This window comes from Chromohalobacter beijerinckii (assembly GCF_023061185.1).
Taxonomy (GTDB): domain Bacteria; phylum Pseudomonadota; class Gammaproteobacteria; order Pseudomonadales; family Halomonadaceae; genus Chromohalobacter; species Chromohalobacter beijerinckii.
The window spans coordinates 34,782-49,542 of sequence record NZ_JAKGAK010000009.1 but is presented as its reverse complement, the minus strand read 5'-3'; the positions used below and the strand labels follow the sequence as shown (position 1 = coordinate 49,542).

Genomic DNA, 14,761 nt, shown 5'->3' with positions numbered 1-14,761 from the left:
GCTTATACCTGCCCATAATGCCCGGCGTCTTCGCCCAGCCAACGGCGGATCAAGGGCGTGGCGGCCTCCGGCGCCTCGTCGAGCAGCGCACGCGCCAGGGGGCTGATGGTGTCGAGCAGATCACGATCGCGCTCCAGATCGGCGATCTTCATCTGCGCCAGGCCCGTCTGGCGAGTGCCGAGTACTTCGCCAGGACCGCGCAGCTCCAGGTCCTTCTCGGCGATACGAAAACCATCGGTGGTATCGCGCATCACCCCTAGCCGTTCCCGCGAGTGCTGCGACAGCGGCGGATGATACAGCAGCACGCAGAAACTCTCGGTGGCGCCGCGCCCCACGCGGCCACGCAGCTGATGCAACTGCGAGAGTCCCAAACGCTCGGGGTTTTCGATGATCATCAAGCTGGCATTGGGCACATCGACGCCGACCTCGATCACCGTGGTGGCGATGAGAAGATCCAGCTCGCCCGTCTTGAATGCCTCCATTACCTCGGCCTTTTCTGCCGCTTTCATGCGCCCATGCACCAGGCCGATGGCCAGGTCGGGCAGCGCTTCGCTGAGGTGTTCATGGGTCGCCTCGGCGGCCTGGCAGGTCAAGGCTTCGGATTCTTCGATGAGCGTGCACACCCAGTAAGCCTGATGGCCCTCGGCGCAGGCGCGACGAATGCGCTCGATCACTTCGGGACGACGCTCGTCGGGGACTGCCACTGTTTTGACCGGCGTGCGGCCGGGCGGTAGCTCGTCGATCATCGACAGGTCGAGATCGGCGTAGGCGCTCATCGCCAGCGTGCGCGGAATCGGTGTGGCGGTCATGATCAACTGGTGTGGCGTGAGGCCGCCGGCTTCGCCCTTCTGGCGTAGCGCCAGTCGCTGGTGAACGCCAAAGCGGTGCTGTTCGTCGATGATCGCCAGGCCCAGGCGGTGAAAGTGCACGTCGTCCTGAAACAGCGCGTGCGTGCCCACCGCGACCTGAACGCGACCATCGGCGATTGCCGCCTTGGTGTCCAGGCGCGCCTTGCCCTTGAGCTTGCCCGCCAGCCAGCCGACCTCGATGCCCAGCGGCGTAAACCAATCGCGGAAGTTGCGATAATGCTGCTCGGCGAGGATTTCGGTAGGCGCCATGATGGCCGCCTGACAGTCACCGGCGATGGCCGCCAGTGCCGCCATGGCAGCGACCACGGTCTTGCCTGAGCCGACGTCACCCTGGACCAGGCGCAGCATGGGGGTGGCGCGTTCCAGATCGTGGCTGATTTCGTCGAGGACGCGGCGCTGCGCGCCGGTCAGCGAGAACGGCAACTGGGTCAAAAAACGTGCCTGCAGGCTACGCCCACCGCCCAGTGCGGGCGCGCTGTCGGTCTGGATGCGCAGGCGCACCTGCCGCAGGCTGAGTTGATGGGCAAGCAGTTCTTCCAACGCCAGGCGTCGCTGGGCGGGATGACGCCCTTCGGCAAGGCGTTCCACCGGCGCCTCGGGGGGCGGTTCGTGCAGGTAACGCAGCGACTCGAGCAGCCCCGGCAGGCGAAAGCGCTGGCGCAGGGCGTCGGGAATCCAATCCGGCAAGGCGTCGGGCGCGGCGTCGAGTTGCTTGAGTGCCTGCTGGATCAGGCCGCGCAGGCGTGGTTGGGTCAAGCCCTCGGTGGTGGGGTAGATCGGCGTCAGGTGCTCCTCGACCGGGGCGTCCTCCTGATGCAGCAAGCGGTACTCGGGATGATAGATCTCGAGGCCCGTAGCGCCGGCGCGGGCCTCGCCGAAGGCACGCACACGCAAGCCACGCGTGAACTGTTGTTGCTGCGCGGGCGAAAAGTGGAAGAAGCGCAGGCTGAGGATGCCTGAACCATCCTTGAGGCGGACCAGCAGGCTGCGCCGCCGTCCCTTGACGATATCGGCAGCGGCGATATCGCCCTCGACCACGGCTTCGGTACCGGCGCGCAGGGTGCCGATCGGCGTGATGCGCGTCCGGTCCTGATAGCGCAACGGCAGATGAAAGAGCATATCGGCGATGCTGGCGATACCCAGCCGGGCGAGCTTGGCGGCCAGCGCCTCGCCCACGCCGGTGAGTTCGCTGACCGGCGCATCCATAGCCTTTATGTCAGTGCTCATGCCGCCTGGATACGCTGCTGTTGGCATGTCTCGATGGCCGTGGTCAGGGCATCGATGGCCTTGGGCCTGGGGAAGCTGGCACGCCAGGCGATGGCCACCGTGCGGCTGGGTACGCTATTGGCAAAGGGCCGGCTTTCGAGCAGTCCCGATTCATAATGGCTGGTGCCGATGGCCGACTTGGGTAGCACCGTGATGCCCAGCCCCGAGGCCACCATGTGGCGAATGGTTTCCAGCGAGCCGCCCTCGGCGATCAGAGTGTTGCCCGGATTATTGAGTTGATTGTTGATGGCGGGGCAAGCCTCAAGGATCTGGTCACGAAAACAGTGTCCCTCGCCCAGCAGCAGCAGCTTTTCCTGGAGCAAGTCTTCCTTGGCGATCGCGGTCTTGCGTGTCCATGGATGGCCGGCGGGTAACAGCACTTCGAAAGGCTCTTCGTAGATCGCCTTGGTCAGCACATCCGGCTCGTTGAACGGCAGGGCGACGATCACGGCGTCCAGCTCACCACTGCGCAACTTGCGGCGTAGATCACCCGTCAGGCCTTCTTCGATGTACAGTGGCATCTGTGGGGCGTGACGCGCCAGCTCGGGTATCAGGTGCGGAAACAGGTAAGGTCCGATGGTGTAGATCGCCCCAATGCGCAGCGGGCTTGCCAACTGGTCCTTGCCTTCAGTGGCCATTTCCTTGATGAGGCCGGCTTGTTCCAGCACCCGATGCGCCTGAGCAACGATCTTCTCGCCCAGTGGTGTGACCTGTACGGTGGATTTGGAACGCTCGAACAGGGCGATGCCCAGTTCGTCTTCCAGTTTCTTGACGGCCACCGAAAGTGTGGGCTGGGAGACGTAGCAACGCTCGGCAGCGCGCCCGAAGTGGTGCTCTTGAGCCAAGGTTACGATATAACGGAGTTCTGTTAGGGTCATGGGCTGGGCCTTTTCGGGCCTCCTAGGCTACGCGATGGATTCACTAAGGTATTCGATGCAAGGGACTTTTTGCCAAAGACTTTTTATCAAGGACTTTTACCAAGAGGCTAGGGAAAGGTGAAGAAAACGACTCTGATTATTGGTTGCGGCGACATTGGTATCCAGCTAGGTAAGCGGTTGATCGACGCTGGCCAGCGGGTGATCGGCGTGCGCCGCCAGGTTGCGCCGCTCGCGGAAACAGGCATCGAGGCCCTGGCACTAGACGTCACGGACCCCGCTACGCTGGCACGTTTGCCCGACGCGGACACCGTAGTCTATATCCTAAGCGCTGCGCGCTTCGACGAAAACGCCTATGCCGAAGCGTATCCCAAGGGGCTCAAGGCCGTGCTCGGCGAACTCGAGACGCGCGCCACGCCACCCAAGCGCGTGTTTTTTGTCTCATCGACCGGCGTCTATGCCCAGCAAGCGGGCGAAGTGGTCGACGAAACCTCCGAGACCGAGCCCACCGGCTTCTCGGGATTGCTGATGCGCGAGGCCGAACAAGCGCTGCTCGACCATCCGCTGCCGGGCACCGTGGTACGTTTTTCCGGCATCTACGGCCCGGGGCGTGATCGGTTGATCCGTCAGGTCAAGGAAGGGCGCGTCGCGGCGGCGAATCCGCCGATGTATTCCAACCGTATCCATCGCGACGATTGCGTGGGCGTGCTGGCGCATTTGATCGCCTTGAGCCTCGATGACAAGCCGGTAGAGGCGCTCTACCTGGCCAGCGACTGCGAGCCGACACCGCTGCACGAGGTGATGACGTGGATGGCCGGCAAGCTCAAGGTCGAGCTCACCGAGACCATCCAGTCGCCGCTACGGCGCCGGGCCAGCAAGCGCTGCGACAATACTCGGCTGCGTGACAGCGGCTACCGCTTTCAGTATCCCACCTTTCGCGAGGGATACGAGGACGTTCTCAAGCAGGGCGGCTTCCTGACCGCCACGGAAAGCGCCTGACGACTAACCTCGCCAACCCGCTGAAAACCATGACAAAGCGCCTGCGGGCGCTTTTCTGCTGTCTGCCGGGTGCGGGCGTTTCGTGTCTTGGCGAGACGGTGCCTGTTCGGGGCGATCTGAGACTGTTCTTCCTTGTGTGAAAATGTAAAGGCCTTGCGTCAAAATGATGGCTCAACCCACACATGAGCCATGACGTGATGTCTTCAGAAACGACCGACTTGGCAGCATTGGAGCGTTTTTTCGAGAAACTGGCGTTGCTTCCCTCACCAGAGCCCCCTACGCCCAATCTGTTTTCCGAGGCAGGGCCAGGAACGAACGAGAACCGCCTGTCAAACTTGATGGCCTTCTTCATGGGGGGGTATCCCGGCTCGCCCCGTTGGTTGGCCAAGGCCGTGTTGCATGCACTCGTACGTCAAGGTGGCTGCGATCACGAACATCTACAGCGAATCGACTGGGAAGCGGTCACTACCGAGCGGGAAGCGGGAAGCTGGAATGCCGAAAGCGAATCGACGAAACGCCTGGATCTGGTAGTTTCAGGAACCGACTTCGTATTGGGTATCGAGCATAAAGTATGGGCTTCAGCGGAGAATAACCCGTTTGATGCCTATGACGGCTTTCTGAAAAGCTATGAAGCTAAAGTTTATAAGTGTGTTTTATGCCCGGATGAATCCAAGGAAAGTGTTCGAGCACCCGCCACTGATGCTGGCTGGCCGACGCTATCCTACTCAGAACTATTGAAGTCGGCTTATGAACTTTACGGGCAAGATGTAGTGCCATCCAATCAGACGAAATGGCAAGTCTTCTACCAAGAATTGTTGCAGCACCTCGACGCTATCGCTCATCCGAAGGAAGCAAAGACAATGACGCCAGAAGAGCTGGATTTTTCGTTGAAACATTTCAATGATCTATACGAAGCATCACAACGTCTGGAACAGCTCGAAAAGGAGTTAATGGTAGAAGGGAAAAATCATATTGCTACCGCGTTGCAGATAGAGAACAGTGAGATCACTACCAATAAAAATCCAGAGGATTGGAGAGAAGATCAGACGAGGGTGTGGCGATTTTTTCCCAAGATGTGGAGGGAAAATAACGGTGGAGGGTCACAGATATGCCTTATTTATTATCCTTCATCGGAGTCGGAAGGCAATGAAAACATCGGTTTCGAGGTGAGGGTGTATTTGGAAAGTCAGGAGCGTAACGACCCCTGGCTGGAAGAAGTCGAGCAGGCCTTTCTGAAGGTAACGCCTGTCACCAAGCAGCTGGATTGCACTTGGTATAGGGATGGCTATGGCAATGACACTTGGCCTGAAATCGCAGGGCGCTGGCTGGCTTTGAGTGCTTGGCCCCGCGAGTACACCAAGGCAGGTGCGATGACAGCACTGGGCGATTTGGCTAAGTGGGTGGATGAACACGCCTTTCAGACAGAAACTCATACCGCAGGCTAGGTCTAGTAGTAAGCTGCCAGCCACCACTGTATTGCTTTCAGTGACGCCTCGCTCGGCAGCGCATTGCAGTAACCGCGTGCATCTTGCAGTCCCCATTTGCCGCCTTGCGGGGCCAGCGCGATGGTCAGCACCTCGGGCGTTTCCATGTGGTAGACGAAGACCTTGCGCGCGGCGATTTGTGCCGCGTAACTGCCGATGCAGTGATGCATTCGCTTGCCTTCTTCCAGCAGGGCATCCCAGCTAGCCAGCGCGACGATATCGGCATCGCCGGGCAGGGGCGCCTCAGGGTAATCGCCATACTGCATAGCGAGTGCAGCGCCACGGTTCTCCCGGCTCAGGGCATTGAAACGTTCCACCAAGTCGTCATGCAGCTGCTGCAACGCCTGGGGATCGCTTGCGCGGTAGAGCTGGGTGCCATTGGGCGCGAGGCGTTGAATGTCCAGGACCATGCGCTGTAACCAGATGATTTCGTGCAACGGCGCGTCCTGCCCGATCATCTCCAGCAGCTTTGGCCAAGAAGCGGGGAAGCGGTGCAGGAACCATACATGGTTGAGAGTAGGGTGGGTGAGGTGCCTTAGTAGCGCCAAGGCATCGGGGTGTTGCAGGCATTGCCGTGCGGCGTCCAACTGCCAGTTCGTGAGCGGAGTCACTGGAATACGACGCAACAGCCGAGCGAGTGAAGCGGAGCCGGGCAGGCCGATAGTTTCCAATAGCCGGGTGCGCTTGCTGGAAAGCCATGCCGCCAGTTCGGCTTGTTCAATATCCATCCGATGTGCCCAATCGAGGGCGAAGATCAGCAGTAGTGGGCAGTCCACGGCCAGTTGTCGGGCGGAGGTTAGGCAGGCGCAGGCCTGATAGAGGGCATAACGCAGGAAAGGTACGTTATTGCCCAAGAAGACGAGTTCCGACGGTACGCCCTCCCCGATGACATCGTCCCGAGCGAGCAGCATTTCCAGAGGGATACCGGGCGCTTGGAGAAAGCAGCTTTTCACGATGATGGTGCCTTCGCTGATGCTTCTCCAGGCGAAGGGGCTGGAGCCGCACCAGCCTTGAATCTCAAGCGTCAGTGGATAACCCAGCTGCGCGGAGAGATCCACCGAGCGCCAGTTGGCGTCCTCACCGTGGTGTGTGGACCGACAGGATGGTAAGAGCACCTTTTTCAGGCGTTGCCACGGTAGTAGGGCAACCTTCCTTGAGGGGAGCCGCTCCCAGAGGGAGACGTGCTTCTTATCCTGGCGTCCGTCTTGAGCGAATAGCGGCTTCATCGGAGGAGCTCTGTACGGGAGAAAACCATGGCCGGACTGTACAACACGGCTGCGACAAAACGCGTCGCGAACTTGCCCGTCAATAGCGACTTGCAGGGAAAATTACGCGCTTTGAACAGCATCCTGGCGGATGTTCAGCACTTTCTCCTGGCAGATTTGGCAACGCGTACCGTCATTCTTCTGGGCAATTCATGCTGGTGGTATCAATCGACTCTGCACGCCAGCGTCCGATAGCGCGAGCCGCCGTTGCCGAGCTGCGACTCCACCAGGGCGAGATGATCGAAGCGCCACACGATGGGGGTGGCCAACGTCGTCTCGCGGGCGGGGCGCTCGGCCTGGCGCACCAGGCTGACGTGGGGCGTGAATTCGCGCTGCGGCGGGGTGAAGCCGTGGGCGGCGAGTGCCTGCCACAGTGCGTCATGGAGGCGGCTGAGCGTGGCCGAGGGGGCGCCGCCGGCCCAGACGATGCGCGGCCTGGGAAAGTGCCCCAGCCGGTCGAGCGTCCACGCGTCCGCGAACCGGGGCCAGGCGCGGGTCAACCCGCCCAGGGCTTCGAGGCGGGCGCTGTCGACGTTGCCGAGAAAGGCGAGCGTGATGTGCATGTTCGCGGCGGGCAGCGGCCATCCGCCGCAGATCGGCGCGAGGCGGTCGGCCGCGCTCGCCAGCGCCCGGCGACTGGCGTCGTCGGGCCAGAGGGCGAAGAAGAGTCTTCGCATCGCGATTCCTCCCGTGTCGCGCCCAGCATAGGAAAACGGCCCCCGTCGTGCTAGGCACGGCGGGGGCCGCTCGAGCCGGATCGGGCGGCGCTGGCGCCGCCCGGGTCAGTCGGCTTTGGGCAAGGCGTAGGCGATCACGTAGTCGCCGCGATTTTCGTCGCTGCCAGTGCGCGTTGCGCCCCCGTCGACGACGACGACATATTGCCTGCCGTCGCTACCGATGTAGCTCATTGGTGCTCCCTGTCCGCCAACCGGTAGGCGACTGCGCCACAGCTCTTCACCGGTGTCGTTATCCAGTGCCCGAATGTAGTAATCGAGCGTGCCGTGGAAGAACGTCAAGCCGCCGCCAGTGACCAGCGGCCCACCCATGGTCGGCATACCCAGCGGGATGTGCAGTCCCGAGACGAAGCCATGGACCGGCGCATCCTCGATCGTGCCCATAGGTACTTGCCATTTGGTCTTGCCGGTGGTCAGGTCGATTGCGGTCATGCTGCCGAACGGGGGCTTGAAGCAGGGGACGCCCAGTGGTGAAACGAACATGGAGCGCTCGACTCCCCATGGGGTACCGGTCTGAGTCGAGTATTCCCCTTCGGTGGAGGGTTTCAGCCCGGTACTCTCTGCCACCTCTTGCTTGATGAAGCGGCCCCATTGCGCCATGCGGATATCATTGACGATCAATGTTCCGGTGGAGGCATCGATTGCGCCGCCGCCCCAGTTGAAGCCACCGTAATAGCCGGGATAAATCAGCGTGCGCTTTTTGTCAGACAGTGGCGTGAATGGCCCTTCCCAGCGCATCTGCTTGAACTGAATACGACAGTAGAGCTGGTCGAGTGGTGTCGCGCCCCACATGTCCGTCTCCTTGAGCGGCGTAGTGCCCACCGAAAGCGCCGAGAACGGCTGGGTAGACGCGATCTGCATGCCAGGCATGCCATCGGTAGGCACTTGACGCTGCTCGACCGGGAATACCGGCTTGCCGTTACGACGGTCCAGTACGAAGATCTCGCCGCGCTTAGTCAACTGGATGAGCACGGGGGTGGTCGAGCCATCCTCGCGCGGTAGGTCATACAGAATCGGCTGCGAGGAGACGTCGTAATCGAATTGGTCGATGTTGGCGGTGCGGAAGTGCCAACGCTCCTCGCCCGTCTGCAAATCGACGGCGACGATCGAGTCGTTGTACTCGTTGGAGTACGGATGGCGATTCCCCGTCCAGAAATCCGGTGTTTGGTTGCCGGTGGGAAAGTAGGCCAGGCCGAGCTTGGGGTCGTATGCTGCAGTGCCCCAGAAATTGGGTGTTTCGGGAGCGTAGGTCTCTCCCGGCGGCAATGGTTTGCTCGTCTTGCGAGCGGCATCCCAGGCCCAGATCAGTTTGCCGGTCTCGGCGTCGAAACCGCGGACTACGCCAGAGGGCTCATCGATTGATAGGTTGTCATTGAGACGACCGCCGACCAGAATCACTCCGTCCGCAACCAGCGGCGCGGAAGTGACGTTGTAGGTTCCTTCCTGACTGGCTGCCGGGGTTGGCGTCAATCCTTTGCGGAGATCGACGTAACCGCCATCGCCGAAGTCCGTGCAGAGCTTGCCGGTATCGGCATCCAGTGCCAGCAAACGAGCATCGATGGTGGTTTCGATGATGCGACGGCGGCAGCTTGGTGCGGATGAGGCCCTCAAAGCATTGTCAATCTGGCTGTCGGAAGTGTTGGCGTCATCCTGCGCGGCCGTGTCGTTATCGTCAGCTGAATGGACGACGCTATCGGCGAAGGCCGTCTGCTTTCGTGGCCCCAGGTCGGTATAACCAACGCCGCGGCAACGCTTCCAGCCCTGGACGCTCTCGGTGATCTTGGGTTGCGGGTCGAAGCGCCACTTTTCCTTGCCAGTGGTCGCGTTCAAGGCAATGACCTTGCTCATCGGCGTGCAGAGGTAGACAGTGTCATCGACCTTCAGCGGCGTGACCTGATATTCGGCGCCACCGGTGGCCAGGTCGCCGGTACGGTAGGTCCATGCGACCTCGAGCTGATCGACGTTGTCCTTATTGATCTGCTCGAACTGTGCGAAGCGTTCGCCTTGGGTGCTGCGCCCCCAAGCGGGCCAGTCATTGCCGTTTTCCTGACCGGCATCCGACTTGATGATCGCTGCACTGGTATCGTCGTCGGCGACCACTGAGGGATGCGGGTGAAACATGCCGGCAATGAAACCGACGAGAGTAACCAGACAGATCACGGCGATGGCTGCGGAGGCTTTTCCGCCCAGCGCGCGTTGGCCGGACGAGGTCTTCAACGTTGGCGCTAGGGAAGCAAATACCATCGCGATACCGATGAAGACCAACAGGCGTGGCACGAGTTGCCAGAAATCCAGCCCAACTTCGTAGAATGCCCAGACCAAGCTATATAGCAGCACCAGAAAGGCCAGCCAGAGCGCGTAGGCGGCACGTCTTGCCATCCCGATCCCGGCGACGGTCAACAAGGCTCCGGCGATCAGGTAGAACCAGGCTCCGCCAAGCGACGCCAGCCAGATGCCGCCGACGAACAGCGCCAAGCCCAGCAGGGCCGTGATGGCCCCCAGGACGAGTGTGATGATCTTCAATGTTCCCTCCGCATCCCCTATTAGGGTGAATCTGATGTTTCCGTCACAAGTGATGATAATTCTCATTTGTGGTGTTAAAGGATGATAGCGAAGTGGTCGACAACAGTCCAGATTGAGGCGATGTTCTCGCGCGATCCGAATCGGACGATCAGTGGCTCCGCGTTCATGGTTCGTGTCGATATCCAATCTAGTCATCATGACCGAGATGAGCGTCGAGCTGTTCGTGAGCCGCCACTTGATGCGTCGATCACAATCAGTACGCGTTTGGATGCCCTAGTGGGACGGTGACTGATCGTGAGTCTCTCCCTCCAGCGTCGAAGCGTGCGGCTTGAGCGGACCGGCCAGCTTGCGCAGTGCGACGTAGAACACCGGCGTCAAGAACAGGCCGAACAGGGTCACGCCGAGCATCCCGGCAAAGACGGCGATGCCCAGGGCCTGGCGCACTTCGGCACCGGCGCCATGGCCCAGCGCCAGCGGTATCACCGCCGCGGTGAAGGTGATCGAGGTCATGATGATCGGGCGCAGCCGCAGCCGCAGGCGACAGGCTTCCAGTGCCGCTTCCACCACGCTGCGACCCTGGAACTCGAGCTCGCGGGCGAATTCGACGATCAGGATGGCGTTCTTGCAGGCCAGCCCGATCAGCACCACCAGCCCCACCTGGACGAAGACGTTGGTATCGCCGCCGGAGATCTTGACGCCGACCAGCGCCGACAGCAGGCACATCGGCACGATCAGGATCACCGCCAGCGGCAACGTCCAGCTCTCGTAGAGCGCGGCCAGCACCAGGAACACCAGCAGCACCGCCAGCGGGAACACCACCAGCGCGGCATTGCCCTGGGTGAACTGCTGATAACTCAAATCGGTCCATTCGAAGTCGATGCCATCTGGCAGCACGCGCTCGCCGATATCGGACAGAACGCTCATCGCCTGAGGCGAGGAGAGCACCCGAGGATCGGCTTCGCCGGCCAGATCCGCGGCCGGGTAGCCGTTGAAACGCAGCACCGGGTCGGGACCGAAGCTCTGGTGGATATCGATCATCGAGCCGATCGGCACCATCTCGCCCTGGGCATTGCGGGTACGCAGCCGGGCGATGTCCTCGACACTGTCTCGGTAGGGGGCGTCGGCCTGGGCGATCACCTGCCAGGTGCGGCCGAAGTTGTTGAAATCGTTGACGTAGGTGGAGCCAAGATAGGTCTGCAGGGTGTCGAACAGGTCGCTCACCGCCACGCCCTGGATCTTGGCCTTGAGGCGATCCACCTCGGCATCGAGCTGGGGCACGTTGGCCTGGTAGCTGGTGATCGGATAGGACATGCCCGGGGTCTGCACCACCGCGCCCTGGAACGCGGTCACCGCCTCCTGCAGCGGACCGTAGCCGAGGCCGCTGCGGTCCTCGATGAACAACTGATAGCCGGAGCCGTTGCCCAGCCCGAGAATCGGCGGCGGCATGAACGAGAACGCGATGCCATTCTTGAGACCACTGATCTTGCCGGCGATCTCGGCGTTGATCTCCGCCGCGGTGCGGGTGCGCTGATCGAAGGGTTTCAGGGTCAGAAACGCCAGCCCGGTGTTGGCGGTGTTGGTGAACTGCAGCGCGTTGAGGCCGGGGAACGAGATGGCGTGTTCGACGCCGTCGGTCTCCATGGCGATATCCACCACCTGGCGCAGCAGGTCGTCGGTGCGATCCAGCGAGGCGCCCTCCGGCAACTTCACTCCGGCGATCAGGTACATCTTGTCCTGCACCGGAATGAATCCCGGCGGCACCAGTTGGAACAGATAACCGGTGGATCCCAGCAGGACCAGGTAGACCACGAATACCGCGCCACGCCGGCGCAGGCTGCCCGAGACCACGCCCTGGTAGCGATTGGAGCCGGCGTTGAATAAGCGGTTGAACGGCCGGAACAGCCAGCCGAACAGGAAGTCGATCACCCGGGTCAGACGATCCCTGGGCGCGTCGTGGGGCTTGAGCAGCATCGCCGCCAGGGCCGGTGACAAGGTCAGCGAGTTGATCGTCGAGATCACCGTCGAGATGGCGATGGTGACCGCAAACTGGCGGTAGAACTGGCCGGTCACCCCGGAGAGGAACGCCATCGGCACGAACACCGCGCACAGCACCAGGCCGATGGCGACGATCGGCCCGGACACCTCGCGCATCGCCTGGTGGGCGGCGGCCCGCGGCGCCAGCCCCTGGCCGATGTTGCGCTCCACGTTCTCCACCACCACGATGGCGTCGTCGACGACGATGCCGATGGCGAGGACCAATCCGAACAGGGTCAGGGTATTGATCGAATATCCCAGCAGCAACAGCACCGCGAAGGTGCCTACCACCGAGACCGGCACCGCCAGCAGCGGAATCAGCGAGGCGCGCCAGGTCTGCAGGAACAGCGTCACCACCAGCACCACCAGCAGTATCGCTTCCAGCAGTGTCTGGATCACCGAGCGGATCGAGTCGGTGACGAACAGGGTGGTGTCGTAGACGGTGCGATATTCCACCCCCGGCGGGAACTGGGTGGCCAGCTCGTCCATGGTCCGGATCACCTGGTCGCGGATCTGCAGGGCGTTGGCGCCGGGCGACTGGAAGATGCCGATCGCCACCGCCTCCTTGCCGTCGAGGCTGGCGCGCAGGGTGTAGTCGCCCGCGCCCATCTCGAGGCGAGCGACATCGCGAAGCCGCAGGACTTCGCCATCCTCGCCGACCTTGAGTACGATGTTACCGAATTCCTGCTCGGTGGACAGGCGCCCCTTGGCGTTGATCAGGGTGAGGAAATCGCTGTCCGGCATCGGCTCGGCGCCGATCTGGCCGGCGGAGACCTGAACGTTCTGTTCGCGCATGGCCGCGACCACGTCGCCGGCGGTGAGACCATGGGATGCGATGCGATCGGGATCCAGCCAGGCGCGCATGGCGTAATCGCCGCCGCCGAACAGCTGCGCCTCGCCAATGCCGGAGATCTTCGCCAGCTGGTCGCGCACGTGCAGGCGCGCATAGTTGCGCAGGTAGAGGGTATCGTAGCTGTCATCCGGCGAGACCAGGTGCACCACCATCAGGAAGGTGGGGGACTGCTTCTGGGTGGTCACGCCCTGTCGCCTCACCGCTTCCGGCAACCGCGCCAGCGCCTGGCTGACCCGGTTCTGGACGCGCACGGTGGCCTGTTCGGCATCCGTCCCGGGCTGGAAGGTGATGGTCATCTGCAGCACGCCATCGGAGCCGGCCACGGACTTGTAGTACATCATGTCCTCGACGCCGGTGATCGCCTCCTCCAGCGGCGTCGCCACGGTTTCCGCGATCTCCTTGGGGTTGGCGCCCGGGTAAGTGGTGCGCACCAGCACCGAGGGCGGCACCACCTCCGGATATTCGCCGATCGGCAGATTGGGAATGGAGATCACCCCTACCGCGAAGATGACGATGGAGAGCACCGCGGCGAAGATCGGCCGGTCGACGAAAAAGCGGGAAAAATTCATGACAGCAGGCTCCTGGGCGGCGGATGCGATGTCCGCCGCGTCTTGTCATTCCGGAGGGAGGGAAAGGTCCTTGGGCAGTGCTAGGATCGAGTGGCGACATCGTTGGTGACGACCGGCTCGCGCATGGCGACCGGGTTCGGTGCCACCGGCATGCCAGGCGCGAACACCTTCTGGGTGCCGTTGACGATCACCCGCTCACCGGCCTTCAATCCATCGCGGATCACCACCAGCTCTCCCACCTCGCGGCCGAGCTCTACCTGACGGGGCGTCACGGTGTCGTCGTCGCCAACCACGTAGACGAAGCGCCGGTCCTGATTGGCGAGCACCGCCTTGCGATTGATCAGCATCGCCTCGCTGAGGTTGGCGACGGGCATCTCCACCCGCGCGAACTGGCCGGGCCGAAATGCGCCATCCGGGTTGGGCAGGACGGCGCGATAGCGCAGCGTACCGGTGTCGGCGTTGATCTGGTTATCCACGAAATCCAACTGGCCCTGGTGGGGGAAACCCGTCTCCCCGGTCAGGCCGATATGTAGCGTCATGGTCTCGCTCTGGGCCAACAGCGTCTGCGCCCCCTGGGCCTCGGTTTCGTTGCTGTCGAAGTAGACGTACAAGGGATCCACCGACACCAGCGTGGTCAGCATCGACTGGTCGGCGCTGGCGAGATTGCCTTTCGTCACCATGGCGCGTCCGGTGCGGCCTGCCACCGGCGCGGTGACCCGGGTGTACTGCAGTTCCAATTCGGCACTGGTCAGCGTGGCCTCGGCCTCGGCTTCCTGCGCCCGGGCATTGAGCGCCGCCGCCTGGCGCTGATCGTGCTGCTCCCGGGAAATGGCCTGCCGTCCGACCAAGGTCCTGGCCCGCTCGGCCTCGACCTCGGCGAGCTGACGCTGGCTGCGTGCCTGCGCCAACGATGCCTTGGCGGCCTGAACGCGTGCCTCGTAGGGGCGAGGGTCGATACGGAACAGCAGGTCGCCGGCCTCGACCAGTTCTCCTTCCTCGAAGGCGACCTCGTCGATATAGCCGCTCACCCGTGGCCGAACCTGCACGGTCTGCGGGGACGACACGCGGCCGGTAAAGGTCTCCCGCAGGGTGACCGGTTCCACCAACACCGCTGCCACGTCGACTTCCGGCGGTGGCGGTGCACTGGCGGAGTCTGCCTCGCCATGGGCATCGCAGCCGGCCAGCAGCACGATGACGAGCATGACGCCCAGGCCGTGAATCCGCCCTGATCTCGGCATGCGCTTCTGGTCGAACCTCTTCATTGCCTGGCCCCCTGGGTCGTTCCCGGAC

Annotated in this window: 9 protein-coding genes; 2 read left to right on the top strand and 7 right to left on the bottom strand. The window is 62.4% G+C overall.

The window, feature by feature from the left end:
• Positions 1–2: 2 nt before the first annotated feature.
• Positions 3–2,096, bottom strand: a complete 2,094-nt coding sequence (recG, locus tag L1075_RS08900; protein ID WP_281504125.1) for an ATP-dependent DNA helicase RecG — start codon at positions 2,094–2,096, stop codon at positions 3–5.
• A complete protein-coding gene (locus L1075_RS08895) occupies positions 2,093–3,013 on the bottom strand; it encodes a hydrogen peroxide-inducible genes activator (protein WP_246894883.1) in 921 nt (306 codons plus the stop codon). The genes recG and L1075_RS08895 overlap by 4 nt, the downstream gene beginning before the upstream one ends.
• Positions 3,014–3,130: 117 nt before the next feature.
• On the opposite strand from L1075_RS08895, the gene L1075_RS08890 reads away from it, so the two are divergent.
• Both L1075_RS08890 and L1075_RS08885 read left to right on the top strand, forming a co-directional pair.
• Complete coding sequence (locus L1075_RS08890) at positions 3,131–4,009, top strand: SDR family oxidoreductase (protein ID WP_246941473.1); 879 nt, start codon at positions 3,131–3,133, stop codon at positions 4,007–4,009.
• A 182-nt stretch (positions 4,010–4,191) separates the two neighbouring features.
• Complete coding sequence (locus L1075_RS08885) at positions 4,192–5,454, top strand: PDDEXK-like family protein (RefSeq protein ID WP_246941471.1); 1,263 nt, start codon at positions 4,192–4,194, stop codon at positions 5,452–5,454.
• A 2-nt stretch (positions 5,455–5,456) separates the two neighbouring features.
• On the opposite strand, the gene L1075_RS08880 is transcribed toward L1075_RS08885, so the two are convergent.
• The 5 genes from L1075_RS08880 to L1075_RS08860 form a co-directional block, all read right to left on the bottom strand.
• Positions 5,457–6,719, bottom strand: coding sequence for a PcfJ domain-containing protein (locus L1075_RS08880; RefSeq protein WP_246941469.1), 1,263 nt, complete (start codon positions 6,717–6,719; stop codon positions 5,457–5,459).
• 203 nt (positions 6,720–6,922) lie between these two features.
• Positions 6,923–7,435: an RNA 2',3'-cyclic phosphodiesterase gene (gene thpR / locus L1075_RS08875; protein WP_246941467.1), complete on the bottom strand. Its 513-nt coding sequence runs from the start codon at positions 7,433–7,435 to the stop codon at positions 6,923–6,925.
• Between the two features lie 105 nt (positions 7,436–7,540).
• Entirely contained in the window at positions 7,541–10,015 is a 2,475-nt protein-coding gene (locus L1075_RS08870) for a membrane-bound PQQ-dependent dehydrogenase, glucose/quinate/shikimate family (protein WP_246941465.1), read from the bottom strand.
• A gap of 273 nt (positions 10,016–10,288) precedes the next feature.
• Entirely contained in the window at positions 10,289–13,471 is a 3,183-nt protein-coding gene (locus tag L1075_RS08865; RefSeq protein WP_246941464.1) for an efflux RND transporter permease subunit, read from the bottom strand.
• A gap of 80 nt (positions 13,472–13,551) precedes the next feature.
• Positions 13,552–14,733 carry an efflux RND transporter periplasmic adaptor subunit gene (locus L1075_RS08860; RefSeq protein WP_246941462.1) on the bottom strand — a complete coding sequence of 394 codons (1,182 nt, stop codon included), beginning with the start codon at positions 14,731–14,733 and terminating at the stop codon, positions 13,552–13,554.
• Positions 14,734–14,761: the final 28 nt, after the last annotated feature.